Genomic DNA, 25,308 nt, shown 5'->3' with positions numbered 1-25,308 from the left:
GTGAACAATACTAGTGGCTAACCAATACACACTCTTTTGAGTGTATTTATCTCAGATAAATCTCTCATTTTAATATCATTCTGAATGGACTTTCGTTCATAATCAGAAGCAGGGATCAAACCATATCTAACCAGAGCAGAATCAGAAGCCATTATTTGATCGGATATCATAAAAGCAACATATTCCTTAAGCCCAATAATATTACCTAAATGTTTATTTTTCACATAAAAGATAAATGGACGAACGATTGGATACTCTCTTGAAAACACTGTTTGCATAGAAGGAACAACTCCATCTATGGCAACAACACTCAAAATATCAGTATTATTTTTGTAAAAAGACAGACCTAAAAAACCGAAAACATTCTTATTCGCCTTTATATGCATTAAAGTTTCAGGATAATCTCCATCGACTTCAATAGCAGCTCCATCTTTTCTAATGGCAATGCAAGCCATATTTGATTTTAAATCATCATGATTTAAAAGCTTTTTTATGTTTGCAAAGTTTTTAGATCTTAAGCACCCTTCTTTTAAAATCTTCTCTTCCAATACCTCTCGAGTGCCGTGCTTTTCACTGGGAATATATATGGAAATTTGAACTTCAGGTAAATCAGATCTGATATCAGACCATTTTTGAAATGGATTTGACGTAAGAATACCATTCACAACGAGCTTAGCAGCTAGCGCCTTATACAGGTCTTCAATAGTTAAAGAAAGATTGCTCAGACTTTTATTAAAAGCCAATACTACGGCATCATAACCGATCTTTATTTCACGAATATCGGAGACACCCTTCTTTTTGCACTCATTAAATTCAGCAACACTCATTTTACGCGAAGAATTGACAATATCAATCGTATCTTCACCAACCCCCTTACAGAACTCCTTAAGTCCTGCACTAGTCCCACCAGATTCGACAAAAGGCGTTTTAAAATCAGGAAAGTCTTCTTTAAAATTTTCAGAAATAATCTTTGCATAAGGGAAAATTGCCGAAGATCCCTTCATGCTTATACGATCTCGTGCAAAACTATTCTCGTAAAAGGCTATGCCGAAAAAAACACAACATGTAACGATCACAGAGAAAAATTTCATAGCAATCCCTACAATTCAAAGGCTCGCTTCAAGTTACTATACTTCAACCTAAAAAATCAAGCAATCCACAATCCGATTCCTTTAAAAAAATCTCCGCGCTTCCTGATATAATCCTCAAATCACAATAACATTCAGGATGATATACTCTAAAATTATCCTCATATCCAAACAAAAACTTATAGAACATAGCTTTTTGCCATATTATTTCATATAATCAGAGACAAATTTAACACCTCATGGCTATAATTTATCATCATTCGGATAATAATTTTAAAATTGGCTCTGACACCTAATATTCAGACCTAGACGAGAAAACTTTCTGTCAAAGAAAACATCTTCTCTCTTTAAAAACAATCCTTCCAGACCTTTTTCATTTATCAACACAATCTCTTCTTCTTCAAGATATATCATCCATAGCATTGTACCTGTCCTGAAAACGATCCTAGAAAGACACATATAGAATGAAATACAAAAAACCTATGGCAGAGTATACCATCCAAGAGATTGCGTTCTCTCATTAAACCTATTACTGATAGGAAATTTTTCAAGAATTGGAATTATCCTTGCTAATCTCAAAATTATTATTAAGTTGAGGATTGGGAATAAAAATGCAAGGTTTATAACTATAAAAGATGATTTTATCACCCTTTTATAACAATATCCCAAAAAGATATCATCTCGCCCCTTGAAGCTGTCCTTTTTTATCGATATGGGCAGATAGACTATCAAAGCCGCTTTAGCTCAGTCGGTAGAGCACATCATTCGTAATGATGGGGTCACGTGTTCGATTCACGTAAGCGGCACCAACAAACAATCACTTCAAAACGAGATAAAGTCTGAACATAAAAGCAATACACTCCATCCAACCCCAATCCTACTCAATCTCTCCCACATAGATTCAGATATCTTCTGCGCCTTAATCATTTTCGTCTTTAGCTAACGGCTTATGCCTCTTGATAAGCCCCATCTGCGCTAAACTAAAAATAATGGTAATAGGAAAAGTACCTGCCATCTTAAATAATGCCCATGTCTGTGTGGAAAAATTCCGCCATACCATCTCATTAAGAAGAGATAGAAATAAGAAAAAAAACGCCCATCGAATAGTGAGCTTGCGCCAACCATCTGGATCTAAACAAATAATTTGAGAAAGAAAAATATTCAAAAAAGACTTTCCATACGCAAGACCAACAAACAAAATAGAGGAAAGAAGCAAATAAAAGACCGTCGGCTTTATTTTTATAAACCTTTCATCGCGAAACCAAATGGTCAAAGCACCAAATACCAATACACCGACCCCAGAAAGAAGGGGGATTATGTTAATTTCGCGCAACCAAAACCAAGATATCCCTAACGATATTCCCGTTGTTAGAACAAGAGAAATTGTTGCAATAAAAACACTTCCTCCGAATTGCGATAATACAGGATAATGGTGTGTTAATTTATATCCATAAGCGTTACTTAAAAAAAATACCACTAAAGGTCCTAGCTCCACTAAAAACTTAACAAACTGATTTTTAGGACTTAACGAACTCATGTATTTTCCCTTTCATGCTCAAATAATCCGGAAATAGCCGTTGCGAAATCTTTTGCCACAAAAGGATTAAGATCAGATATTCCTTCTCCTATTCCAATAAAGTAGACAGGAAGTTGATGTTTCATGGCAACAGAAACGAGAATCCCTCCTCGCGCAGTTCCATCAAGCTTTGTCATGATAAGACCTGTCACTCCTGCAATAGAACAAAATGTCTCGACTTGATTCAAAGCATTTTGACCAATAGACGCATCCAAAACCTGAATTACACTATGCGGAGCATCAGGATTAAGACGATTTAACACACGTATCATCTTACCAATTTCTGCCATCAATTCTACATTATTCTGAAGACGACCCGCTGTATCAATAATAAGGACATCTGTATTTTTCGCTTTCGCCCGGTTAAAAGCTTCATATACAAGCGCTGAAGGATCGGTTCCGATTGCGGCACCTATAAAATCAGAAGCTGTACGATCCGCCCATATCTTGAGCTGATCCACAGCTGCGGCGCGAAAAGTATCTCCTGCCGCAAGCATAACGCTTAAACCGGAATCAGAAATTCTCTTCGCCAGTTTCCCAATGGTGGTTGTCTTGCCAACACCATTGACTCCAACAACAAGGATTACATGCGGACAAGAAGGAAAAATTAAATTAAACGGCTTAGAAACTGGCTCTAATATCTCATTAATCTGCAAAGACATTTCTTGTAATACAAATTCAATAGAGACATCTTTTTCATAGCGCCTAGAAACCAAGCCATTTACTATTTTCTGTGCAGCATCCACCCCCATATCAGAACGAATTAACAACTCTTCCAATTCTTCTCGCATGCCGTCATCAAGCCGTCTCCCAGACAAAATTGCCGTCATTTCCCCTTTAAGCTTCGACGAAGTAGATGCCAGTCCTTTGGCCAATCCTCGCAACCAATTAAAAGTTTCTGACGGAATCCTTTTCGCAATCGGACTTTCTTTTGAAGAAGCATCCCGTATCTCTGCTTTTTCAAAATCTTCAAGAAATTCTTTTTTTTTCAAAATCGAATCGGAATCAGGAGGAGAACGCACAATGCTCGGGGAAAGCTTTTTCCTAAAAGGATTTTTTTTTCTAAGAAAATCAATCGACATTGTAATAAACACCCTTAAACTATTGATGGAAGAGCTATTATCGGCTTGTGAATATCCCTCCTCTTTCAACGCAAAAAATCTCGAAAAGATCAATTTTACCTTGAACATTCCCCCAGCCAGCAGAAACAAAATGCGCAAAATTGCAACGATTATGTCCTCTGAATTTACTAAATAAAAACATTTCTGCATAGGGTAAGATGCGAAATCTTTTGTTCACAAAATGAGATGAAATAGAATGGAACAATTTTCATCATATCTGCCTCCAAGTCCCCGTCATAGGGTCAAGTTTTCCAATCCATTTTCTCTCTGCCTCCCCAGTCATAATAACATGATTATCCAATTCACGCCACTCAATGGAAAGATTTCCACCAGACATAGCAACTGACACTGCACGGTCCGTCCTATCGGAACGTACGGATGAAACAACAGCAGCACAAGCCGCCGATCCACATGCAGCTGTTATACCCACACCACGTTCCCAAGTGCGCAAATCAAGCGATGAACGAGAAACCACCTTTGCTACCGATAGATTTACTCCTTCTGGAAACAGGGCACAATCTTCTATGGACTTGCTAAAAAGGTCTAAATTATAACAATACGGATCGTCATCGACAAAAAAAATTGCATGCGGATTTCCCATCGAAACAACAGAGGGCGTGCGCAAAAAACAACCCTCAATGGGACCGACTTGCAATTCCATACAATTTGTATCGTCGAATGGCTTTTTTAAAGGAATAACTTTCCAATCTAACAGGGGCTCTTCCATATCAACAGAAATAGACTTGTCTTCATTTTCCCATGCCTCTAGAAATCCTCGTAAAGTCTCAAAAACAAAAGATTTCTTTCCTGTTTTTTTTGCAAGAAAATGAACAACACAACGCATTCCATTGCCACAAGCCTGTGCTTCCGATCCATCTCGATTGATAATACGAATGACAGCATCTGCAGATCTGTTGCTGGAATCGTGTATGGACATGACTTGATCGAAATAAGTATCCTCACAGGAAGATAAGACATCAATAGCACGCAATGTCATACTATCACTTCGATCCCGCATGTCGACGACAAGAATCTGATTGCCTACCCCTTCCATTTTTGCAAAATCTGCCATAGGTTTTTGCATTATTGTTTTCCCTTAATCACGCTTTGGCATCTCTATCTTGAAGCTAAAAGCCAAAAAACGCCAAACTCTATTTTCAAAACTTGACTCACAAAATTTTCGATGGTTTAGTTATTCTTCTATATACGATGCACTGCATAGTGTGCAAGTTGTGAGCATGAATTGATATAAAATCTGTCCTGCAATTTTGACTATTTGACACATTGACTCTTGAGAAATCCGTCATTTAGTCCTTGCTTGCTCCTCGGATTTTCCAAAAAGTCCTCACAATTTTCTACATGCAAATCACTCATGAGGGTAAAAAGTGTTTGATAATCTTCAAGAACGTCTTGGCTCTATTTTTAAGAACCTTACAGGCCGAGGCAGCTTGTCAGAAGCGGATATTTCAAAAACCCTGCAAGAGATACGTCGCACCTTTTTGGAAGCCGACGTATCACTCGAAGTTGTTCGCTCGCTAAACAAAAGAGTTCAAGAAAAAGCCTCCGGAACACAGCTTCTAAAAAGCATTAAGCCTGGGCAGATGGTTATCAAAATTGTCCATGACGAATTGGTCGAAATTCTTGGAAAAGAAAATGTAAACCTAGATCTTAATGCACCTGCTCCAGTCGTTATCATGATGGTGGGGCTCCAAGGATCTGGAAAAACAACGACAACAGCCAAAATTGCTCATCGCTTAAAAACCCTGGAAAAGAAAAAGATATTAATGGCCTCTCTTGACGTGCATCGCCCAGCCGCACAAGAACAATTGCGATATCTTGGAGAAAAAATCACAGTCGATACCCTAGAAATCATAGAAAAACAATCTCCTGCAGAAATATCTCTACGCGCCGTACAAAATGCTCGTTCTGGTGGTTATGACGCCGTCATTCTAGACACCGCAGGACGTAGCCATGCTGATGAATACCTCATGCACGAAATAGAGGAGATAAAACACCTTACAAACCCCCATGAGATTCTACTTGTGGCAGATGCATTGACAGGACAGGACGCCATAAATGTTGCCCGTAATTTTGATGGAAAAATCAATATTACAGGTATTGTACTAACTCGCATGGACGGTGACGGCCGTGGCGGAGCAGCTCTTTCAATGCGTGCCGTGACGGGAAAACCGATCAAAGTCATTGGAGTAGGAGAAAAGATAGATGATTTAGATGTCTTCTATCCGGAAAGAATTGCAAATAGAATTCTTGGCATGGGAGACATTGTATCTCTCGTAGAAAAAGCTACCCGTAATCTAGACGCAGAAAAAGCATCTAAAATGGCTAAAAAGCTTGCCAAAGGGAAATTTGATCTTGATGATTTTGCAGAGCAAATTCGTCAAACACAAAATTTGGGCGGAATAGGCTCTCTCATCGGCATGCTGCCAGGAATGCGTTCTTTGAAAAAAAACATGACACTTCCAGGACTTGATGATAGCGTTCTTAAATATAATCTCGTGATTATATCTTCTATGACAAAAAAAGAGCGTTCTAATCCAATTATCATCAAAAATTCTCGCAAAAAACGTATTGCCGCCGGTTCAGGAACTGACGTTGTAAGAATAAATAAACTTCTAAAATTGCATCGTCAAATGGCTGACATGATGAAAATCATGAAAGGGAATGGTGCAAGTGGATTGCCTCAGAATGTCGTTGATACCCTTAAAGACAAGATAGTCCTTAGCGCAATGGGAAAACGTCCAGATGCCTAGGATTGCATCCTTATGTCACAGATTTAAACTCTGCAAGCACACGATTCTGTTAATTGTTTCAAGGATATGCTTCCTATGATTATGGATTCCATTCTTGAACAAAGAAAATACAAACAATGATTTAATCATCTGAAAGGGTAAAAAAATGTATATTATAGGATATACTTGAATATATATCTTTAATAAAAAAGTAAGATTTTTCAAAAAATAGCAAATTTTTGCTTTTAATTGGGGAGCTTTAGAATGTAGGCTTAAAAGATAAATGTGATATACTATCTTCGTACGAGGTATTCTGTGGTAAATTTGTACCCTAATGGTTTCAATAATGATCATATATTTCGCAAAAGATATGTGAAACTACATTCATGTGATGTAAACTTATAATCGGACTAAAAATCGTTTGTCTAAGGAGCAAATAAATGTCATTAAAAATTCGTCTTGCTTGTGGAGGCTCTAAGAAGCGCCCTTATTATCGTGTTGTGGTTGCAGATGCTCGCAGTCCTCGCGACGGAAATTTTATCGAAAAAGTTGGAACTTGGGATCCGATTTTACCAAAAGAAAATCCTTCACGCACTGTGCTTAACTTTGAGCGCATCCAGCATTGGATCCAAAAGGGAGCACAACCAACAGATCGCGTTATGTTTTTTCTAGATAAAGCTGGAATTATCAAACGCCCTGTTCGAAACAATCCAAAAAAATCTCAGCCGAAAAAGAAGGCTCTGGCGCGTCTCGAAGCCAAAAAACAGGAAGAGGCAAGTGCCAACGCATAGTATGACAATTGTGCGAATATGTTGCTAGATACCTGATCTACGGTCAAGCTTTGTATATCGTTTGGTTTAGAGTATAGGAGTATCATGGTAAAACTTGAGAAACTTGTTTTGATGGCCACCATTGGTGCACCTCACGGGGTAAAAGGTGAGCTGTATGTAAAGTCATACGCAAGTGACCCTGCAAATCTAGGACGCTATGGCTCTCTATATTCAGATGATGGTCGCAAATTCACAATACAGCATATATATGAAAAAAGCGGCAAAACCATCATCCTCTTTGATGGAATCAACAATAGAGATATAGCAAAAGAGCTTCATAAACTTGAGTTATATATTAAACGTCGAGATTTTTATGATGAAGAACTGGAAGAAGATGAATTCTTTTATGCAGATCTAGAAGGCTTAAAAACATTTGATTTGCAGGGGAAATACTGGGGAACCGTCTCTGGTGTCTATGATTTCGGAGCAGGAACTGTGCTTGAATTATATTTAGACTCCAACGAAAGAAATGTCATGATCCCCTTCATTAAAGCTGTGATACCAAATATCAATATCGAAGACAACAAACTGCTCTTTGATCCTATCGCCGCTGGATTAACTCATGCCGTATTGAAAGATGAAGAACAGCTTTTCCAACCGAAACCTGCTGGGGATATACCATGACCTTCCATGTCTCTATGCTCACATTGTATCCAGAAATGTTCCCCGGACACTTAGGATTGTCTATGGCAGGAAAGGCACTTGCATGTAAGTTATGGTCTATAGACGCTATCCAGATACGGTATTTTTCTGCGGACCGTCACCTCAGCGTAGATGATACTCCTGCTGGTGGAGGTGCAGGCATGATTCTAAGAGCAGATATATTAGGAAAGGCTATTGATCACGCAATCTCTAGATATGAACAAAAAGATGTCCCCCGAATATTGATGAGCCCCCGTGGAAAACCTTTGACACAACAGAAAGCGAGACGTATCGCAACCAGCCCTGGTGCAATTATCGTATGCGGTCGCTTCGAAGGAATTGATGAGCGGATTATTGAGGCGCGCAACCTTGAAGAAATCTCTATAGGAGATTATATCCTCTCTGGTGGAGAACCTGCAGCTCTTGTTTTACTCGATGCCGTAATACGTCTTCTTCCAGGCGTTGTGGGAAACGGAGAATCAATAATTCATGAAAGTTTCGAAAATGGGTTGTTGGAATTCCCCCAATATACTAAACCACAAACTTGGGAAGGGCGAGCAATCCCTACTATTCTTAATTCCGGAAACCATGAAAAGATAAGGAAATGGCGTGAAGAAAAATCTTTTGCACTAACAGAACAGAACAGACCCGATCTGCTTCTGAAGAAAGGTATAATGAGAGAACAATAATCGACATCATTCTTTCCTTGATCAAAAAATCTGAATGGAATTATATATAGATTAAGGGTATTTAATATTTATGCAAATAGGCTAATGTATGTCTGAAACGCTGATTTAGGATATTTATTCAGTGGAAAGAGGCGACAAGATCCAACCTATGTATCCATATTGCTAAAAAACGGAGAAAAGTTATGAATATAATCGATCAATTAAATATTGAGGAGATCGCCAGAATAGAATCTAAACGTATCTTACCGGAATTCTCTCCAGGAGATACAATATGCGTCGAAACGCTCATTACAGAAGGCAACAAATCCCGTGTTCAATCCTATGAAGGGATTTGTATAGCACGTTCCGGTCGCGGAATTAACAAAAATTTTACTGTTAGAAAAATTAGCTCTGGAGAGGGCATTGAACGCCTTTTCCCTTTTTATTCTCCCCTGATACAAGATGTTAAAGTTATCCGCAAAGGAAAAGTTCGTCGTGCTAAATTATATTATCTACAAAACTTGCGTGGTAAAGCTGCACGTATTGTAGAAGATACTGGAAAGCGCGCAAAGAGTTTAAGTGGGAAAACCCGTAAAACTGTAGAATCTACCGAATCTATCTCTTAGGTTTTGCATTAAATGACAATACTATTCCTTCGGAATTCCCGCTAAATCTGATTATTTCGATTGTATATACGAATAAATTGTCTTTGGAGGCTGGGATAATTCTAGAAAAATAGGCGTTAAAATCGGGAAATTATTTATCCTTCCGATCTCTGGCGTCGATTTTTGGAAGGAGATATCTCTGTATTCAATTTTTATAAACCTTTGTTTCCCCCTGAAAGATTATTCCCTGTATTCCATGTCTTATAAAATCATAACAATGACTGCTCCAGTCATCTGCTAAGAATCTTCTCTTAGCAACAGGAACTTTTTGTAGATACGTAATATGTTATAAAAATATTTAAAGGCTATGCATGGGAAAAGCAGAAATTGGAATCATTGGACTTGGGGCTATGGGATCAAATCTTGCCCTAAATATGCTCGAAAAAGGTTTTCATATAGCAGTTTACAATCGTGAAAACGAATTGACAGATGTTTTCATAGACAAAGCTTCCAAATTCTCTGAGAGAATTATTGCGGCAAAAACTTTGCAAAAGTTGATAGAGGCAATCCTTCGACCTCGTCGAATATTTATGATGATAACAGACGGGAAACCAATCGACCTACTAATAGAAAGATTGAAACCACTCTTATCTGCTGAAGACATTTTAATGGATGGCAGTAATTCTGATTTTCGTGATACACAAAAACGCTCTATCCAACTCACTAAAATAGGAATAACTTTTGTTGGGATAGGAGTTTCAGGAGGAACAAATGGAGCTAGACATGGTCCGTCACTTATGGTCGGCGGAAGCGTGGAAGCATATCATCACGTTGAAAAAATCCTGACTTCCATATCCGCAAACTACCAAAATCATCCTTGCTGTGCTTTACTTGGACCGGATGGATCAGGACATTTTGTTAAAACAATTCATAATGGGATTGAATACGCAAATATGCAAATGATAGCGGATATATATGGAATATTACGAGATGGGTTTAATAAAAAATCCTTTGAAATAAGTCGTTTTTTTTCTACATGGAATACGGGAAAACTCAATTCATATTTAATGAACATTACTGCCGAAATACTTTCTGCTGTTGATCCAATCACCAAAGATCCTATAGTTGACGTTATTTCAGACATAGCCTCTCAAAAAGGAACTGGGAAAAGATCTGTTATCGAAAGCCAAAAGCTATCTTTTCCCATGACAACTACTGAAGCTGCAGTTTTGATCCGCTATCTTTCTTCTCACAAAGATGAACGTGAGCAAATGCAACTTCTTTTTAGAGGGAATGGTGGCATTTTATTTAAATGCTCAGATTCTTTAATAAAAGATTTGGAAAACGCTCTATATGCCGCAAAAATCATTGCCTATGTACAAGGGTTTTTAGTAATAGCACAAGCATCCGAGAAATATCATTGGAACCTATCAATTCCAATAATAGCACATATCTGGCGTGCAGGCTGTATAATCCGATCACAATTACTGAACGATATTGCAGAAATCTTAACAGAAAATCCTCATAAATCGAACATCCTGACAATTCCAAAAATAGCGATAAAAACAAAGAAATCTATACAAGCTTTAAGACGTGTTGTAGTATCTTGCACTAAATACGGATATCCCGTACCATCATTATCAGCAGCTCTGTCCTATTTTGATTCTTATAGCCAAGGCTATGGAACTGCAAATCTTATTCAAGCACAACGCGACTTTTTTGGTTCCCATGGCTTTGAAAGAAAAGACAATCTTCCTGAAAGACATGGATCCTGGGGAAAAAGTTATATCCCTTTACCGTGACCGAGAAATACATCCTTTTATCGAAACGGCAAGATTCATCATCAGTGTAAAATAGAGGTCAGCTCCTGCTGGAATCAAGATTCCTTCTGGATCAAGAGCTCCTAAAACGGCACCAGTCCTTGCTGTTATTGATTTTACAATTTTAGGATCAAATTCTGGTTCATAAAAGACACAAGTAACTCCACTTGAAATAATTTTATCCCGAATTTTTTGGAAAGACTTCGCACCTGGCAACACCGATCCCGTTACCATTGCCTCAATAATCTTCATTCCATAACGATACTCAAAATGCCGATAAGCCCCGTGAAATACAACAATTGGCGTCTCCTTAACTGACTGCAAAATATCGAATAATGCCATATTTAATTTTTCTAATCGAATTTCAAACTCTTTTTCATTTTTCTCATAAATTTCTCTATTCTCCGGATCCCTTTTAATAAGCTCCGCCGCAATTAATTGAGCCATATACTTGGTGTTAATAGGATCCAGCCAAAGATGCATGTCATATATACCATGTCTATGGTTGTGACAGCCCGTTTCACTTGAATGTACGTCATGAGTATTGGTATGATTTTTCTTATGCAATAAAATCGCATGCAAACCTGGAGCTTTTGAAAGCGCAATAATATTTGCCGATTTAGCCAAAGAATCCAATGAATTTGTTAGGAAATTTTCCATTTCTGGACCAATCCAAAAGATGATATCTGCATTCTCTAATATAAGCCCATCTGATGGGCGCAAATTATATTCATGAGGGGAACCATTATCTCTTACAAGTAAGCTTGGTTTTCCCACTCCGTACATTATAGAAGATACTATTGAGTGAACTGGTTTGATAGATGCAACTACTCGCAAAGAACCCGCCATAGCAAAATTACCCCACACAGAAAAACCCAAGAGAGCCGATAAAAAAATATTTTTCATGATGTGTAATCCTATCTATTAAGCTATGATAATGCCGAATATAAAATATACGGAGTTCATATAACTAGTGATGTCTATCTATCCATCTTTGCCATTGATTAGTCTTGTAAATACAAGTGTCCACAAAAATGGGCGCAACCTTGTACACAACATCAGTTTTACCATAAAACCTGGAGAAATAGTCACACTAATAGGCCCGAATGGTTCCGGGAAATCAACGATCGCTAAACTAGTCACAGGTATACTGAAACCAAGTAATGGGAATATAACCCGCGATCCTAAGACAATCATAGGCTACGTCCCTCAAAAAGTCATCATAGAGAACACACTACCTTTAAATCTTTTGCGCTTTATGACATTGACAACTTCTTCATCTCAAGATGAAGTTTTCACAATGCTTGATCAAGTCAATTTGACTGGAAAGCAAAATAAAAATATGAGAGATCTCTCAGGTGGTGAATTCCAACGTGCTCTTCTCGCAAAGGCTTTATTGCGAAAACCCAATTTATTGGTATTAGATGAACCTTTGCAAGGAGTTGATTTCCCAGGAGAATTAGCCCTATATGAGCTTATAGAATCCGTTCATCAATCTACTCAATGCGGTATATTATTGATATCTCATAATCTTCATATGGTTATGGCATCTACGAATACTGTGATATGCTTGAATAATCATATTTGTTGCCAAGGATCTCCTCAAACTATCCGCAATAATGCAGAGTATATCCGTTTATTTGGACCTCGTGCAACAGAAATTTTGGCGATTTATGGACATAAGCACAATGAATGATATATGCAAATTTTATATTAATTATTATTCTATAGACGTAGATTTGAGTATTAGATAGAGTCAAGAGATGCATAATGAATTTTTCATTCGAGCTCTCATTGCCGGTATTGGTGTAGCCTGCACTACTGGACCAATTGGATGCTTTGTTATTTGGCAGCGCATGGCATATTTTGGCGATACCGTAGCACATTCAGCCCTCCTTGGTGTTGCTTTTTCACTAATGTTCAATGTCCCACTACCAATTTGTGTGTTCGCGATGGCCTCTATGACGTCAATTTTCTTAATTCAAATCCAAAAAAACGATTCTCTGTCTTCTGATTCTCTTCTCGGCGTTATCGCTCATTCAACGCTATCTCTTGGTCTTATCATGCTATCTTTCATGACTTGGGTTCGCTCCGATCTGACAAGTTTTTTATTTGGCGATATCTTAGCAGTTAGCACGAATGATATTGTGGTGATCTGGAGCATTGGAATCTTGAACCTTGCTGTATTAATCAAGATATGGAAATCACTATTGGCAATTACCGTAAACGATGAGCTTGCAAAAGCAGAGGGAATTAATCCTGGAAAACACAGGTTTATTTTTACAATACTCACTTCGCTTATGATTGCTGTTGCTATGAAAATCATTGGCATCACATTAATAACATCTCTTTTAATATTGCCTACAGTAGCGGCAAGACGTTTTTCAAAATCACCCGAAAGCATGTCCATACTGGCAACAATAATTGGAATTTTGGGGACAATAGTGGGTCTCTATGGATCTCTCTTCTTTGATACTCCATCAGGTCCATCTATTGTAATTGCAACTCTCTTTTTTTTTATACTGAGTTTCATCCGATTCCCCGGGAAGTTTTTTTTTCAAAAAAAAGAAAACACGTGATTCCCTTACCTAAGGCGTATTGAATTGTCATAACTTCTATATTTGCCAAATAATACGAAGTGTCATACAATTAATCTCTTGGTTTTTATGTGCCTCTCTCATATAAGGAGATTTTCAATGGATGAAAATAAGGTTTGTATCACCCTCAATAAACTTATGAATATCGAATTTCGAGCTCACCACTATTATTTGCAAGCAGCTGCTTGGGCTGCCTCTCATAATCTTGATGGATGCTATGAATTTCTTTTGGGTCACTCGCAAGAAGAATTCTCTCATATGATGAGAGTTTTTAATCACTTGGTGGATCTTGGTGAACATGCAGTTTTCTCTGATTTGCCAAAACCTGAAATCGCAGCAGAGAGTATTGAGAACTTGTTTTCTTTAGTATACCAACATGAAATAGATGTAACAAATGCTTACGACAAAGCCATCGAAGAAGCCTCTTCTACGGGAAACAATCAAATGTTTTGCTTCTTGCAGTGGTTTATAAATGAGCAACGTGAAGAATTGAATCTATGCCGTCACATTTTGGATAAAATAAAGCTTATAGGATCAGGACCGCATTCTCTATATCTCATTGATAAAGAGATCAGTAAAATAACACGAAAAAGCTGAGCTTTCTAGGGGAAATGTTCATGCTTGGGAAGATTTTTCTAATTGATCCCTTAAAAGGCTAGGATGGTAGTAAATTTTCCATCTTAGCCTTGAGGAATAATTTTTGTTTTAGAGTTATTTTTTTGTGCATCCAAGGATTATACTCTTTCATTTTATGTGGAAGTCTTTTCACAACATATCCACCCTTCATGATATCTCCTCACATGCATCCATCCCAAATGAATGGACTTGAGATGACACCAAAGGTACTTTTTTATCACGGTAATTGAAGCGACTTTATAGATATGCCGTGGTCATCTATATTTTTCTATAAAAATCTAGCCAATTTTTCCACACGAAGGATATAAAAAACAAAAGTAATCCCATCTAATATTTCTTTAATAGCATCAATTTCCCTGTTTTTTTTTATAAACTTTATTGTATTTTATACCTCTAGTAATCATAGATCTAATATTACACGCAATCACACCGAGGCTCGTGGAAAAGATAAAATCCTCTCAGGCACTATCCCCAGGACCATTCTAACACAAAGAGACATCTTTTACTTTCAGAGTTTCTTACACAAAATTTTCGCTACAATACTATTGAATAACTATATTAAAAATCCCTTAGAGACATCCAAAAAAGCTACCAGAAAATTCTTTTCCTGCTTCTGCTTTGTGTTATCCTATTAATAAACAAAGTTCTAATTGACAGAGTATGCGTCTCCCATCACCATCCTCCGTGTCCATTAATCTTGTTTATTACCTAACTTAATATCACCTTATATGGTGCATATTCTATACATAAGATCATCATCTAAAATCACTGTTATAAAAAATTTATTGAATATCCTTAGAGTCTTGAAATAGATAAACCTACAATCAATAAAATCATAGCAAATACAAAAAACTTTCCCGCAAATCCTTAAAGAAGAGCATGTTTATTCAGAATAATATCAGTTCTCCTTTGAAGATTTTGATAAATATATCCCAGCTATTAATCCTTTTTCCAAATCATTGATTGAGAAAAAATTCAGTGAAAATCCTGATTATAGAATTACCCCCTTATCAATATATCAAGAGCAGGGGCAAGATCGAAAATTACAATCGCAAGAAAAATTTATTCTATAAACGGCTCAATCCAAAACAATCTATAAAGCTTTCTGCATAATTAACAATCTTTCCCAAAAATATTTTTTCGATACTCCGATAGATTACTTTGTCTTCTAAGCTCTTCTAAAAAATTGACAGTTCTTCCATTTATAAAACACATACCGACAATCGATTGTCTATGGATTAATCCTAATATCACAGGAAATCAACATAAACCCTCTGTTTTAATCAACTCCCCCGCGATTCTATCATGCGTCTTGCTTCTTTTTTATGAGACAATCAAGAATGGATCATCATTCCATTCACATATAAAAATATTTAATTTCAAAGCATGCGCAAGAAATATGCCAATCTATACTAAAGAATATCACATCCTTACCAAAGTAAAAAACAGCTTCTTGCTTCCTATTCGATACAATAAAACAATCACCTCAACAAAATAAAAAGCTCTTTTACTTATTTAAAGTGATCCATAATATTCAAAATTGCTGGACCAAGAATAATCAACAACAACACAGGCAAGAAAAATATAATCATAGGTACAGTCAATTTTGGTGGCAAAGCAGCAGCCTTCTTTTCTATTTCGGTCATACGCTCGGTTCTACTTTCTTCAACTAAAATACGTAGCGAATCACCTATTGATGTTCCATATCGATCTGCTTGTATAAAAGCTTGCATAACATTTCTTACACAATCCATCTGCGTACGATTATAAAAATTTTCAAATGCCAATTGTCTATTCGGTAAGAACGACAACTCAGCTGTAGTCAAAAATATCTCTTCCGAGAGAGGAATTGATTGTCCACTCACCTCTTCCGCAACACGAACCAAAGATTGATCTACCGAAATCCCTGATTCAACACATATCAAAAGCAAATCCAGAGCATCTGGCCAAGCACGCCTTATAGAATCCTGTCTTTTCTTGATAAGATTTGCAACGCATAAATTAGGTGTATAAAATCCCACATAACCTATCAATAGCGTAATAAAAAACCGATTCATAAAAGAATAGTGAATCAATTTGCTAAAACCAAATATCCATATAATCCCCAAAAAGAGGAAAATACATGGCAAAATAAAACGGGATAGCAACAAAATATTCAACGCATATTCAGATCGAAAACCAGCAGAACGCATGCGATTCACAGTATTTTCATCTACAAGCATTTTACGCAAATTAAGCTTATCTACCCACTTCCTCAAAGACTTGTTTTCGTGAGAACGCAATCCAGAACTCTTCGATTTATTTAAACGCATACGTTGTTTCTGACGCAGAGCTTCTCTTTCGGTAGAAACAGCCTTCATCCTCTCTGCTAAATCATTGCGTTCTAAAACAGGAAGAACCAATGCATAAATCACGGAAAAAACTGAAACCGCAACTGTCAATGCAAGTAGTACACTAGTGCTATCAAAAAAGGAAAATACATAAGACAGCATGACTCTTATCCTAAGAACTACATATCAAAATTTATCATCAAACGCATTACTACTATTCCAAAAACCATCAAAACAGCTGCAATTCCAAGAAGCATGTTCCCTCTGGGATCTATAAAAAGAATGCTCATGTATTGCGGAGATGTAAAGTAAACAAGAGAAGATACAATAAAAGGCAAGGATCCTATTATCCAAGCCGAAGCTTTTGCTTCCATCGCCATAGCTTTAACTTTCCCCTTCATCTTTTTGCGATCACGCAAAACTCTCGATAAATTGGATAAGGCTTCAGAAAGATTTCCCCCTGATTGAGCTTGAATAGTAATAACCGTCGAAAAAAAAGCAACTTCCCGAAGTGGCATATAACGCATCATACGAGCAACACTCTCCGAGACACTCAATCCTAACTGTTGAGATTCAGTAATACGACGAAATTCCGCCCGAACAGGATCGGATGATTGACTAACAATTATTTTTATTGAATCAGATACCGGTAATCCAGAACGCACTGCACGTATAATTATATCCAAAGAATTTGGAAACTCCTCCAAGAACTTGGCTTGTCTACGTTTTATTATGTACTTTAAAAACATACGAGGAACGATTAATCCGGCCGAAATGGCGGCCAAAAAAATAATAATAAAACTAGAATTTACTGTTATATATAATATAACAAATATTAAAAAACCCAATACAGCGCTAGCAATATAAAAATACTCTCTTGTAATAGGAAGCCCGGAATGAGATATCAAAGCTCTTATGTTGGAAGAGTTCCCAGTTTTGAGCTTGCGTTCTTGCTCCATTTTATCCATTATTTCCCGCAACTCTTTGCGACGCCTCGTCGCTGTACTAGTAACAGGTCCACTATTACCGGACTTTATCTGGGTTATACGGGAAGAAGATTTTCTTTCACTTGCCACTTTATCATAAAAAACTGCGTAATAAAGAGCAACCAAAGAACAGACGCTCAATCCCACAAAGGCAAAAAAAACCATATCAAATACCATTGAATTCTCCAGAATTTTCTTTCCCTTTTTCCAAGGAATCAAGAGCGTCTGCTAGACGTTCTTCTTCACCATACTGGAGTGCTCGGCTCCAGAAACGTGGTCGATTGACTCCGGAAGAAACGTGTCGACCTATTAGCTTTCCTGAAATATCTTCTCCTGAAATTTCATATTTGATTAGATCTTGAGTGATTATAACATCTCCCTCCATCCCAATAATTTCACAAATATTTGTAATTCTTCTAGAACCATCTCGTAACCGTTGTGTCTGAACAATAATATCCAAGGAAGAAGCAATAATCTCCCTCACCATCCGAGATGGAAGAGTAAATCCTCCCATGGCGATCATCGTCTCCATTCTACCAAAACTCTCCCTGGCATTATTGGCATGTATAGTTCCCATAGATCCGTCATGGCCTGTATTCATCGCCTGCAAAAGATCCAAAACCTCTGGACCACGAACCTCTCCCAAGATAATACGTTCGGGACGCATACGCAGACAGTTCTTGACTAAATCCCGCATAGTGATCTCACCCTCACCTTCAATATTGACAGGTCGCGTTTCTAGGCGAACCACATGAGGTTGTTGCAATTGGAGTTCAGCTGTATCCTCACACGTAACTATACGTTCATCCTGATCTATATAACGTGTCAAACAGTTGAGCAATGTCGTTTTTCCAGAACCAGTACCACCAGAAATCAAGATATTACATCTGATGCGACTTATAATTTTTAACAAAGTAGCACCCTCAGGCGTTATCGCGCCAAATCGAACTAGATGATCTAAAGTAAGCTTATCCTTCTTAAATTTACGAATAGTCAAAGAAGGACCATCTAGAGAAAGAGGGGGGATAATAACATTTATACGTGAACCATCCGGCAAACGTGCATCACAAATAGGACTTGCCTCATCTATACGACGACCTACTTGACTTACCATACGTTGACATATCGAAAGAAGCTGGGTATTATCCTGAAAAGATATATCTGTTTTAATGGTTTTTCCGCCAACTTCAATGAATATCCTTTTAGCACCATTCACCATGATGTCCGATATATCATCCCGTGCAACAAGAGGCTGAAGCGGTCCATAGCCTAAGATATCATTGCAAATATCGCCAAGAAGGTCCTCTTGCTCAGAGGCTGGCATAACTATTCCCTTGACATTAATGATCTCGTTTACAAGATCCCTAATTTCTTTCTGGGCATCTTGCTGACCATACTGAGAAAGTTGCGTCACATCCATCATTTCGATAAGCGTCGCAAACACAGTCATCTTGATTTCATAATAACCAGGACCATGCCTTTTCGAAGAATCAGCTACTTTTTCTTCCTTGGCAGGAGCAGAAAAGACTGTTAACGAAAGATCATCTCGTTCCTTTTTATCATTTGCCACGACTGCATCGTCTTCGACGGAATCAAGAGTTTTGTTTCTTGCTTTCTCCAGATTTTTTTTTTCACGTTTGCCGAACATTTATTACCCTTACGCTAAACCTAAAATCACTTTATTCTCAAAAGACCCTTTATCCTATCATATATACCACTTTTTGGTTTCTCCATAGTTACACGATCAGTAAGAATATGGACAAAATTCACCAAGATATTCGAAATAGACGAATTAGAACTGATTTCACTGATCATTCTCCCAGAATTAGCAGCTGCACCAAAAACAGCACTATCAAAAGGAATAACGGCAGCAGGTTTTATACCTAACGTCCCACAGAAATCCTCAATAGAAATCTCAGGCTTGCTTGGCATACCCACCTGGTTAAGAACAAGATAAGGAGGCTGATCATTAGGACGAAGATTTCCTAAAACATCAATTATATTCTTAGCATTACGTAAGCTTGCAAGATCAGGAGAAGTCGTTATCACAACCTTATCACTTGCTACGAGAACTGCTCGAGTCCAGATATTCCATATATGAGGCATATCAAAAATTGTAATTGGAAAAGACCCTTGCAATACATCAAGTATCGAAATAATCTTATTTTCATCAAAATCATACGTACGAACTAAGGATGACGGAGCCGCCAAAAGCGATAATTTCTCGGCACAACGTACGAGCAAACGATCAATAAATACATGATCAATTTGATTGGAAGAATAAATAGCCTCAGAAATTCCCTGTATAGGATCCTGATCAAAGTTTATATTGGCAGTACCATACGGAAGATCAAGGTCTGCTAAAATAGTCTCTAAATCAAAAATAGAAGCAATATTAAATGCACAATTATGCGCTATAGTTGAAGACCCCGAGCCACCTTTGGATCCTATAAAGACTATTGAACGACCAAATGATGTTCCCCCTGACGCTTCTTCTGAAGAGGAACAAGCTATACCCATAGCCTTAATAAGATCCGCTGCAGAGAAAGGTTCGACTAAATACTCAGATATACCATTTCTAATCAATTCTCGGTAAAGAGACACATCGTTGCTACTCCCTACTATGATAACCTTTGTTTCAGGATCACAAACCTCGGATAAAGGTTCTAACATCTTCAAAATCTCTTTAGAATCCACCCTTATCTGCAGAATAATCAAGCCGGGAGTAGCCATAGAGGAAAACATTTTGACCGCCTCAGAAACTGATCCTTTAGTTAACCGCATACTAATCCGAGACATTCGGCGATCAGTCTTAGATTTTTCTACTATAGAGCATAGAGTTTCAGTTTCATAAAAAACGTGAACAGATATACGCGGCAATAAGCGTATACCTTCGAGACTATTATCAAATCCAGCCTGCGTATCAGTTGATTCCTTATCCGGATCGCATTCAATACTCATTTCCATTCTCCCCTTCAGGTTTCATCCTGATATTTTTCATCCCTTGTATTGTCTTTTTCCCTTGTTAGTCTTATTTTTCACGGTAATCACGCATAGTATGATCGCGCTGAGCAGCATCAGGAGGCATCATCCCACGTGGGATGAATAAATCTATCGGACTAACTACTTGAGCAGCTAAATTATGCTGAAAAGCACAACCAAAATTACTCCAATTGCGATTTGACATATTACTATTCAACATATCTTCTAGCCACTTCCCACAACCATCAGTAACAGGCCTCACTGCATAATAGCTCATTCGAATTATATTAATATTGGATTTATGATCGGTGCTATATATCCTCTCCAAAATATCCCTTTCAGGAATTCCCTTGGAAGAAATCATACCTCGAATACTGCTTACGACAGATTTTATCGCAAAAAAATCCGCCGTCGAATTCGGTATCATTATGTAAAGAACACTTGAACTATCCGCTTTATATCTATCCAGAAAGCCATTTATCGTTTCACGCATAGCAAGCGTTATGTTTCCCCTACCAGATAAAATTGGCAAATTTATGCCCTGTTCTACCGTCTTCATAACAATCGGATGTCTTTCTTTATAATTATTACCAGGAACCATCACAAAAGGACTTGTTTTCGGTCCACAAGCTGACAGAAAAAACACCGATTGCACTATAATAAAAATCTTTAAAAAAGATATTTTATGTAAAATCCTCCTTGCAATTCTTATTAATCTCAAAAAACTAACTAATTTCACAAAACGTATACTCATATTTTCCACCACATTCTCCATCCCTATTTGTAGATGAAACCAACTGCACCTTGATAATTCTGCTTTTCTTTTTCCGATTCTTCTTTACGCCCATATATCTTATTGACACGATTCAAGAAAAAGGATTTAACGTCACTCTCAACATCAAAATTATCGTCTGGACGAACTAAATCATTTTTTGAGACAGCCTTAACAAGGTATGGTGTTGCTATGATAATCGTCTCTGTTTCCTCCCTATCAAATTTTTTTGAACCAAAAAGTGATCCTAAAATCGGAATTTTCGACAACACCGGTACACCGCTCCTAGTCTGTTGTATGTCGTCTTTTATCAATCCCGCCAATACCATTGATCCCCCAGAGGGCAATTCAAGAGTAGTTTCAAGCTTGCGGGTACGATATTCCCCGGAACCTTCTCCTGCGACTTGCACCGGTTCAGAGACCTCCGTTTCAATTCGCAAACTAATCCGTCCCGAAGATAATACCGTGGGTGTACAATTAAGCATAATACCATACTCATGTGATGACATAGTCACTGTACCATTTTTATCAACGTTATGGTATAAGCGCTCACCTCCAACCCTGAACTTGGCGGGTTTGCCCGAAACAGCCGCTACCGTCGGCTCTGCTAAAATACGAATAGCCTTGGCTTGTTCAAGCGCACCCAACATAGTTTTTATAGCATAACTACTCAGTGCCCCACCTAGAGTCATAGTATTTAAAGCCTTGTCATTGAAATTAAACTCCAATGATTCTAAATTATTTGACGAAGAACTGCCGTTTGCTGATTGATGAATAGAACTAGTAAATCCGATCTGTTTTAATACCTCACGTCGCACTTCTGAAATAGTAAGGTGAACCATTACCTGATCATCTTCTTGAATAGTCAATAAATTGACAATTTTAGATTGATTACCATGCAGATTAAATCTCCCTATATTACTGCTAGCGATCGCCTGATCTCCACCCTGCTTAATAAAGGCATCAGCCAGTTCAACGGCACGCAGAGAGTCTTGAATATTGCGAACACTTCCGTGCAAAACCACATTATCAGATACCATCTCCACATTAATCTCGGAATCAGGAATAAAACGCCTTAAAGTACCCTCAAGATGACCTATATCACGCTCAACCTGAATATTCAGTTTTATGATTTCTTTACTATTATCATTCTCAAAAATAAAAACATTTGCTTGACCAATTCCTTTTCCAAAAACATAAATCACCTGCGCAGCATGTATTACAACATCCACCTTACTAGGATCGGAAACGAGAACATCTCGAGCAGGCAATGGCAACCTCAAAACCAGCACTTTATTTAATCCAATTTTTATATTCTTATTTTTTCCTATTTCCGAGGAACCTATGCTTATGGTATTGGCTTGACCGTCAAATTCTGCTACTCGCGAAAATGCAGAATCGGCGCCAATTAAAAAAAATCCAACAAACACCCTGAGAATGCGTTGCAATTTCTTCATCTTGATAATTCCCCTCTATCATAAGAGCTAGCTTTTATGATTTGAATCGTTTGATTTTCTGATTCTGATTGATCTCCTAAAAGAGACCAAGAATCCCCAGAATCTGCTTCCTTAGCATCTGCGACAGAACGCAATACAAGAGTCAATCTCGATGCCACCTGTTGCGCAATAAGCAGAACTTTCGCCTGCCCAGGCGTAAGCTCCAACGTAGCAGTTGCGCCAATCAGCGACTTCTTATTGTTTTCCTCTCCTTCTAAAGATTGATCTATCGCCAAGACCCGAATATTACTGAGTATAGTTTCTGCAAATGTTTTTCCTTCACCAACGGAACGTGTCATCATTACATCGACACGATCGCCGGGAATTATCATGCCTCCAGAAGCAGTAGAAACCGAAATATCAGTCGCAAAGGCTCGTTTCCCTCGAGGAAGTAACGAGGATATATTTCCGTGAGAAGAATCAACAATTTTTTCGGTACGAACGGGATCTCCCTTCAAAAGAGGGATACGCAATATGGTTCCATCAAGCTCTTCAATAGCTTTAGGCCTATGTACATCGTCAATGAAACCATCAAATACATTTTCCTCAGGGAAAGCAACCCACTTCAAAACACTGCTATTGAGTGTCGATCCTACTGGCAAATTATCGTCGGATACTAGGATATTAACCAATTTGATCTTGGGACTACTTTCTATTTCAATTTTTTGAACAGGACCTCTCTCTGCAAGACGCATTGCCAAAACTCCGGCAATAACGGCAGCTATAGCAGATGCAGAGATTATTGTAAGGCGTGCTAATTTCATTTAATGTCCTATAAATTAATAAAATACTTAAAACTCATACCGTAGAGTGAAGCACAATAATGGTATAATTATAGTTAAAAATTACGAAATAAAATTATCAAAGAATCTCTAAAATTATATTTTATAGACTAATTTACAGTGCGTCCTATGACAATAGGAAGAATATTTAAAAATATCATTTATGAAAATAATCGTCAAAAACCACAATAGAAACGGTTAAAATACTGCGATTTACCAAGGCCCTTGCTCTAGGGCAATTCTAAATAAATAGCAATCTGGATAGCTCGCAAATCCACCTGCTGCAATAGCAAGACCGTAGGGAATTTTATCCTTCATCAAAAAACTTTTCGGAAGGCTCAAACCCATGGATAAAATAACAAACCGATAACTTCTCATTAAGAGAACGACCATAGATAAAATGCCTCCAAAGACCGAAACAAAAACGAAAAATTGCAAAAGCGAATAATCCCAACCAAACCATATAGCCAATGACGTCAAAAGCTTTACGTCTCCTCCTCCCATAATATTGGCTACAAAGAAACCAAAACAAATAATAAAAACAATAAAACCAACTATAAAATGGTATGCAATTGGCATAAACCCCAATTTCATGAAAGGAGTAACTAAAACATATGAACAAACGATAACTATTGAAATCCAGTTTGGTATTCTAGTAGAAAAAAGATCGAATAAAGCCGCCATCGCCAAACAAAAAGGCACAATAAAAAAAACAGCAAAAAAAATCATCTCATTCTCTTTCTTAGATTAGAATACACAATAAAATAGACAATCTATTTATCCCTTTTACGAATATTTACCATGACTTTCTTAAAAAAAGAATCACTCTTTGCAAGATAAAATCCCAAATATAATAGATCCACTCCATTGTTTGCTCAAAGTTAATTTCCAAAACGCATATTACTCAATCTTAAAATATGAAAACATTGCAGATGGTTTGCTAATATTCCGAAAAACAGAATACGAGATCCATAGTATTATCACAGCACAGTATAGATCTATTTTAAAGACATCAAATAAAAATATTTTGATTTATATACCATATATATAATTTATAATATAAATATAATATATATTATATAAAATATATATTTGTTTATATATATAAATAATTGCAGGTAATTATATATAATATATTATAATGCAATATAAAAAATTAATCATAATGAATTATTTATATAATAATATATATTACGACGATATATTATATCGCAATATATTATATTATAAATATATAATTTTTATTTATTTAAATAAGGCTTTTTGACATGAAAATTAATTTATTAAAAGATTTTTTAAAAGACGAATCTGGCGCTACAGCTATTGAATACGGTTTGATCGCTTCTCTTATAGCAGTAGCGATGATCGCCGGAGCATCGGCTCTTGGAGGCGCCATCAATAACAAATTTATGGATATTACAAATAAATTTTCCGCCGCCAAATAGAAACGCAGTAAAAAATTCTACCACTCTCACGACGGCGGGTGATTTAATAAGCGTATTTTAGTTGCGGTCTTAGTATTATAGTTTGAAGTCATTCTTTGTATGCGCAACTTTTTGCAATCAAGAGTATTTTTGAACGGCTGTGATTTGGAATAAGTTACAGTCGTTCATATTATTTATAAATT

Annotated in this window: 23 protein-coding genes and 1 tRNA gene; 11 read left to right on the top strand and 13 right to left on the bottom strand. The window is 37.3% G+C overall.

Features of this window, described 5'->3' with window-relative positions; translation table 11 throughout:
* Nucleotides 1-17: 17 nt before the first annotated feature.
* A complete protein-coding gene (locus tag H0G72_RS02250) occupies nucleotides 18-1,091 on the bottom strand; it encodes a PstS family phosphate ABC transporter substrate-binding protein (protein ID WP_182017168.1) in 1,074 nt (357 codons plus the stop codon).
* Nucleotides 1,092-1,821: 730 nt separating this feature from the next.
* On the opposite strand from H0G72_RS02250, the gene H0G72_RS02245 reads away from it, so the two are divergent.
* Nucleotides 1,822-1,897 (top strand) — tRNA-Thr (locus H0G72_RS02245).
* A 110-nt stretch (nucleotides 1,898-2,007) separates the two neighbouring features.
* Here the strand turns inward: H0G72_RS02245 and H0G72_RS02240 are convergent.
* The 3 genes from H0G72_RS02240 to dapF all read right to left on the bottom strand — a co-directional run bounded on the left by H0G72_RS02240 (nucleotide 2,008) and on the right by dapF (nucleotide 4,869).
* On the bottom strand, nucleotides 2,008-2,625 hold the full coding sequence (locus H0G72_RS02240) for a septation protein A (RefSeq protein ID WP_182017167.1): 618 nt from the start codon (nucleotides 2,623-2,625) through the stop codon (nucleotides 2,008-2,010).
* Nucleotides 2,622-3,746 (bottom strand): signal recognition particle-docking protein FtsY, encoded by a 1,125-nt coding sequence (gene ftsY / locus H0G72_RS02235; RefSeq protein WP_310649476.1) that lies wholly within the window; start codon nucleotides 3,744-3,746, stop codon nucleotides 2,622-2,624. The genes H0G72_RS02240 and ftsY overlap by 4 nt, the downstream gene beginning before the upstream one ends.
* Nucleotides 3,747-3,996: 250 nt before the next feature.
* Nucleotides 3,997-4,869 (bottom strand): diaminopimelate epimerase, encoded by an 873-nt coding sequence (gene dapF / locus H0G72_RS02230; protein ID WP_409049312.1) that lies wholly within the window; start codon nucleotides 4,867-4,869, stop codon nucleotides 3,997-3,999.
* A 301-nt stretch (nucleotides 4,870-5,170) separates the two neighbouring features.
* Here dapF and ffh point away from each other — a divergent pair, with 301 nt between their 5' ends.
* The 6 genes from ffh (at nucleotide 5,171) to gndA (ending at nucleotide 11,082) form a co-directional block, all read left to right on the top strand.
* Complete coding sequence (ffh, locus tag H0G72_RS02225) at nucleotides 5,171-6,556, top strand: signal recognition particle protein (protein ID WP_182017165.1); 1,386 nt, start codon at nucleotides 5,171-5,173, stop codon at nucleotides 6,554-6,556.
* A gap of 419 nt (nucleotides 6,557-6,975) precedes the next feature.
* The gene (gene rpsP, locus H0G72_RS02220) at nucleotides 6,976-7,326 is read left to right on the top strand and encodes a 30S ribosomal protein S16 (protein ID WP_182017164.1); all 351 of its coding nucleotides are present in this window, start codon (nucleotides 6,976-6,978) and stop codon (nucleotides 7,324-7,326) included.
* A gap of 84 nt (nucleotides 7,327-7,410) precedes the next feature.
* Nucleotides 7,411-7,989, top strand: coding sequence for a ribosome maturation factor RimM (gene rimM / locus H0G72_RS02215; protein ID WP_182017163.1), 579 nt, complete (start codon nucleotides 7,411-7,413; stop codon nucleotides 7,987-7,989).
* Nucleotides 7,986-8,696, top strand: a complete 711-nt coding sequence (gene trmD, locus H0G72_RS02210; RefSeq protein ID WP_182017162.1) for a tRNA (guanosine(37)-N1)-methyltransferase TrmD — start codon at nucleotides 7,986-7,988, stop codon at nucleotides 8,694-8,696. Before rimM ends, trmD begins: the two co-directional genes overlap by 4 nt.
* Before the next feature lie 182 nt (nucleotides 8,697-8,878).
* Nucleotides 8,879-9,301, top strand: a complete 423-nt coding sequence (gene rplS, locus H0G72_RS02205) for a 50S ribosomal protein L19 (RefSeq protein ID WP_182017161.1) — start codon at nucleotides 8,879-8,881, stop codon at nucleotides 9,299-9,301.
* A gap of 350 nt (nucleotides 9,302-9,651) precedes the next feature.
* Entirely contained in the window at nucleotides 9,652-11,082 is a 1,431-nt protein-coding gene (gene gndA / locus H0G72_RS02200) for an NADP-dependent phosphogluconate dehydrogenase (protein WP_182017160.1), read from the top strand.
* On the opposite strand, the gene H0G72_RS02195 is transcribed toward gndA, so the two are convergent.
* A complete protein-coding gene (locus tag H0G72_RS02195) occupies nucleotides 11,074-12,006 on the bottom strand; it encodes a zinc ABC transporter substrate-binding protein (RefSeq protein WP_182017159.1) in 933 nt (310 codons plus the stop codon). The two genes, gndA and H0G72_RS02195, sit on opposite strands and share 9 nt — an antisense overlap.
* 70 nt (nucleotides 12,007-12,076) lie before the next feature.
* On the opposite strand from H0G72_RS02195, the gene H0G72_RS02190 reads away from it, so the two are divergent.
* From H0G72_RS02190 to H0G72_RS02180, 3 genes are all read left to right on the top strand, one after another.
* Nucleotides 12,077-12,796, top strand: coding sequence for an ATP-binding cassette domain-containing protein (locus H0G72_RS02190; RefSeq protein ID WP_182017172.1), 720 nt, complete (start codon nucleotides 12,077-12,079; stop codon nucleotides 12,794-12,796).
* Nucleotides 12,797-12,863: 67 nt separating this feature from the next.
* Nucleotides 12,864-13,679: an iron chelate uptake ABC transporter family permease subunit gene (locus H0G72_RS02185; protein ID WP_182017158.1), complete on the top strand. Its 816-nt coding sequence runs from the start codon at nucleotides 12,864-12,866 to the stop codon at nucleotides 13,677-13,679.
* A 117-nt stretch (nucleotides 13,680-13,796) separates the two neighbouring features.
* Nucleotides 13,797-14,294, top strand: coding sequence for a ferritin (locus H0G72_RS02180; RefSeq protein WP_182017157.1), 498 nt, complete (start codon nucleotides 13,797-13,799; stop codon nucleotides 14,292-14,294).
* A 1,550-nt stretch (nucleotides 14,295-15,844) separates the two neighbouring features.
* Here H0G72_RS02180 and H0G72_RS02175 read toward each other — a convergent pair.
* The 8 genes from H0G72_RS02175 to H0G72_RS02140 all read right to left on the bottom strand — a co-directional run bounded on the left by H0G72_RS02175 (nucleotide 15,845) and on the right by H0G72_RS02140 (nucleotide 24,410).
* Nucleotides 15,845-16,825 carry a type II secretion system F family protein gene (locus H0G72_RS02175; RefSeq protein ID WP_182017156.1) on the bottom strand — a complete coding sequence of 327 codons (981 nt, stop codon included), beginning with the start codon at nucleotides 16,823-16,825 and terminating at the stop codon, nucleotides 15,845-15,847.
* A gap of 17 nt (nucleotides 16,826-16,842) precedes the next feature.
* A complete protein-coding gene (locus H0G72_RS02170; protein WP_259345098.1) occupies nucleotides 16,843-17,826 on the bottom strand; it encodes a type II secretion system F family protein in 984 nt (327 codons plus the stop codon).
* On the bottom strand, nucleotides 17,816-19,297 hold the full coding sequence (locus H0G72_RS02165; RefSeq protein WP_182017155.1) for a TadA family conjugal transfer-associated ATPase: 1,482 nt from the start codon (nucleotides 19,295-19,297) through the stop codon (nucleotides 17,816-17,818). Before H0G72_RS02165 ends, H0G72_RS02170 begins: the two co-directional genes overlap by 11 nt.
* 26 nt (nucleotides 19,298-19,323) lie before the next feature.
* Nucleotides 19,324-20,610: a CpaE/TadZ family protein gene (locus H0G72_RS02160; RefSeq protein WP_182017154.1), complete on the bottom strand. Its 1,287-nt coding sequence runs from the start codon at nucleotides 20,608-20,610 to the stop codon at nucleotides 19,324-19,326.
* A gap of 70 nt (nucleotides 20,611-20,680) precedes the next feature.
* A complete protein-coding gene (locus H0G72_RS02155; RefSeq protein WP_182017153.1) occupies nucleotides 20,681-21,286 on the bottom strand; it encodes a CpaD family pilus assembly protein in 606 nt (201 codons plus the stop codon).
* A 122-nt stretch (nucleotides 21,287-21,408) separates the two neighbouring features.
* The gene (locus tag H0G72_RS02150) at nucleotides 21,409-22,860 is read right to left on the bottom strand and encodes a type II and III secretion system protein family protein (protein ID WP_182017152.1); all 1,452 of its coding nucleotides are present in this window, start codon (nucleotides 22,858-22,860) and stop codon (nucleotides 21,409-21,411) included.
* Nucleotides 22,857-23,663: a Flp pilus assembly protein CpaB gene (cpaB, locus tag H0G72_RS02145; RefSeq protein ID WP_182017151.1), complete on the bottom strand. Its 807-nt coding sequence runs from the start codon at nucleotides 23,661-23,663 to the stop codon at nucleotides 22,857-22,859. Before cpaB ends, H0G72_RS02150 begins: the two co-directional genes overlap by 4 nt.
* A gap of 231 nt (nucleotides 23,664-23,894) precedes the next feature.
* Complete coding sequence (locus H0G72_RS02140; protein ID WP_182017150.1) at nucleotides 23,895-24,410, bottom strand: A24 family peptidase; 516 nt, start codon at nucleotides 24,408-24,410, stop codon at nucleotides 23,895-23,897.
* Nucleotides 24,411-24,949: 539 nt separating this feature from the next.
* On the opposite strand from H0G72_RS02140, the gene H0G72_RS02135 reads away from it, so the two are divergent.
* Complete coding sequence (locus H0G72_RS02135; RefSeq protein ID WP_182017149.1) at nucleotides 24,950-25,126, top strand: Flp family type IVb pilin; 177 nt, start codon at nucleotides 24,950-24,952, stop codon at nucleotides 25,124-25,126.
* Nucleotides 25,127-25,308 lie beyond the last annotated feature (182 nt).

It is taken from the genome of Candidatus Liberibacter sp. (genome assembly GCF_014048425.1).
In the GTDB taxonomy this organism is placed as follows: domain Bacteria; phylum Pseudomonadota; class Alphaproteobacteria; order Rhizobiales; family Rhizobiaceae; genus Liberibacter.
The sequence above is the reverse complement of the archived record's forward strand: the minus strand, read 5'-3'. Positions and strand labels throughout refer to the sequence as shown.

Coding starts and splice junctions, on each gene's coding strand:
- H0G72_RS02250 (WP_182017168.1), bottom strand. CDS start 1,091: ATGAAATTTTTCTCTGTGATCGTTACATGTTGTGTTTTTTTCGGCATA.
- H0G72_RS02240 (WP_182017167.1), bottom strand. CDS start 2,625: ATGAGTTCGTTAAGTCCTAAAAATCAGTTTGTTAAGTTTTTAGTGGAG.
- ftsY (WP_310649476.1), bottom strand. CDS start 3,746: ATGTCGATTGATTTTCTTAGAAAAAAAAATCCTTTTAGGAAAAAGCTT.
- dapF (WP_409049312.1), bottom strand. CDS start 4,869: ATGCAAAAACCTATGGCAGATTTTGCAAAAATGGAAGGGGTAGGCAAT.
- rpsP (WP_182017164.1), top strand. CDS start 6,976: ATGTCATTAAAAATTCGTCTTGCTTGTGGAGGCTCTAAGAAGCGCCCT.
- rimM (WP_182017163.1), top strand. CDS start 7,411: ATGGTAAAACTTGAGAAACTTGTTTTGATGGCCACCATTGGTGCACCT.
- trmD (WP_182017162.1), top strand. CDS start 7,986: ATGACCTTCCATGTCTCTATGCTCACATTGTATCCAGAAATGTTCCCC.
- rplS (WP_182017161.1), top strand. CDS start 8,879: ATGAATATAATCGATCAATTAAATATTGAGGAGATCGCCAGAATAGAA.
- gndA (WP_182017160.1), top strand. CDS start 9,652: ATGGGAAAAGCAGAAATTGGAATCATTGGACTTGGGGCTATGGGATCA.
- H0G72_RS02195 (WP_182017159.1), bottom strand. CDS start 12,006: ATGAAAAATATTTTTTTATCGGCTCTCTTGGGTTTTTCTGTGTGGGGT.
- H0G72_RS02190 (WP_182017172.1), top strand. CDS start 12,077: ATGTCTATCTATCCATCTTTGCCATTGATTAGTCTTGTAAATACAAGT.
- H0G72_RS02185 (WP_182017158.1), top strand. CDS start 12,864: ATGCATAATGAATTTTTCATTCGAGCTCTCATTGCCGGTATTGGTGTA.
- H0G72_RS02180 (WP_182017157.1), top strand. CDS start 13,797: ATGGATGAAAATAAGGTTTGTATCACCCTCAATAAACTTATGAATATC.
- H0G72_RS02175 (WP_182017156.1), bottom strand. CDS start 16,825: ATGCTGTCTTATGTATTTTCCTTTTTTGATAGCACTAGTGTACTACTT.
- H0G72_RS02170 (WP_259345098.1), bottom strand. CDS start 17,826: ATGGTATTTGATATGGTTTTTTTTGCCTTTGTGGGATTGAGCGTCTGT.
- H0G72_RS02165 (WP_182017155.1), bottom strand. CDS start 19,297: ATGTTCGGCAAACGTGAAAAAAAAAATCTGGAGAAAGCAAGAAACAAA.
- H0G72_RS02160 (WP_182017154.1), bottom strand. CDS start 20,610: ATGAGTATTGAATGCGATCCGGATAAGGAATCAACTGATACGCAGGCT.
- H0G72_RS02150 (WP_182017152.1), bottom strand. CDS start 22,860: ATGAAGAAATTGCAACGCATTCTCAGGGTGTTTGTTGGATTTTTTTTA.
- cpaB (WP_182017151.1), bottom strand. CDS start 23,663: ATGAAATTAGCACGCCTTACAATAATCTCTGCATCTGCTATAGCTGCC.
- H0G72_RS02140 (WP_182017150.1), bottom strand. CDS start 24,410: ATGATTTTTTTTGCTGTTTTTTTTATTGTGCCTTTTTGTTTGGCGATG.
- H0G72_RS02135 (WP_182017149.1), top strand. CDS start 24,950: ATGAAAATTAATTTATTAAAAGATTTTTTAAAAGACGAATCTGGCGCT.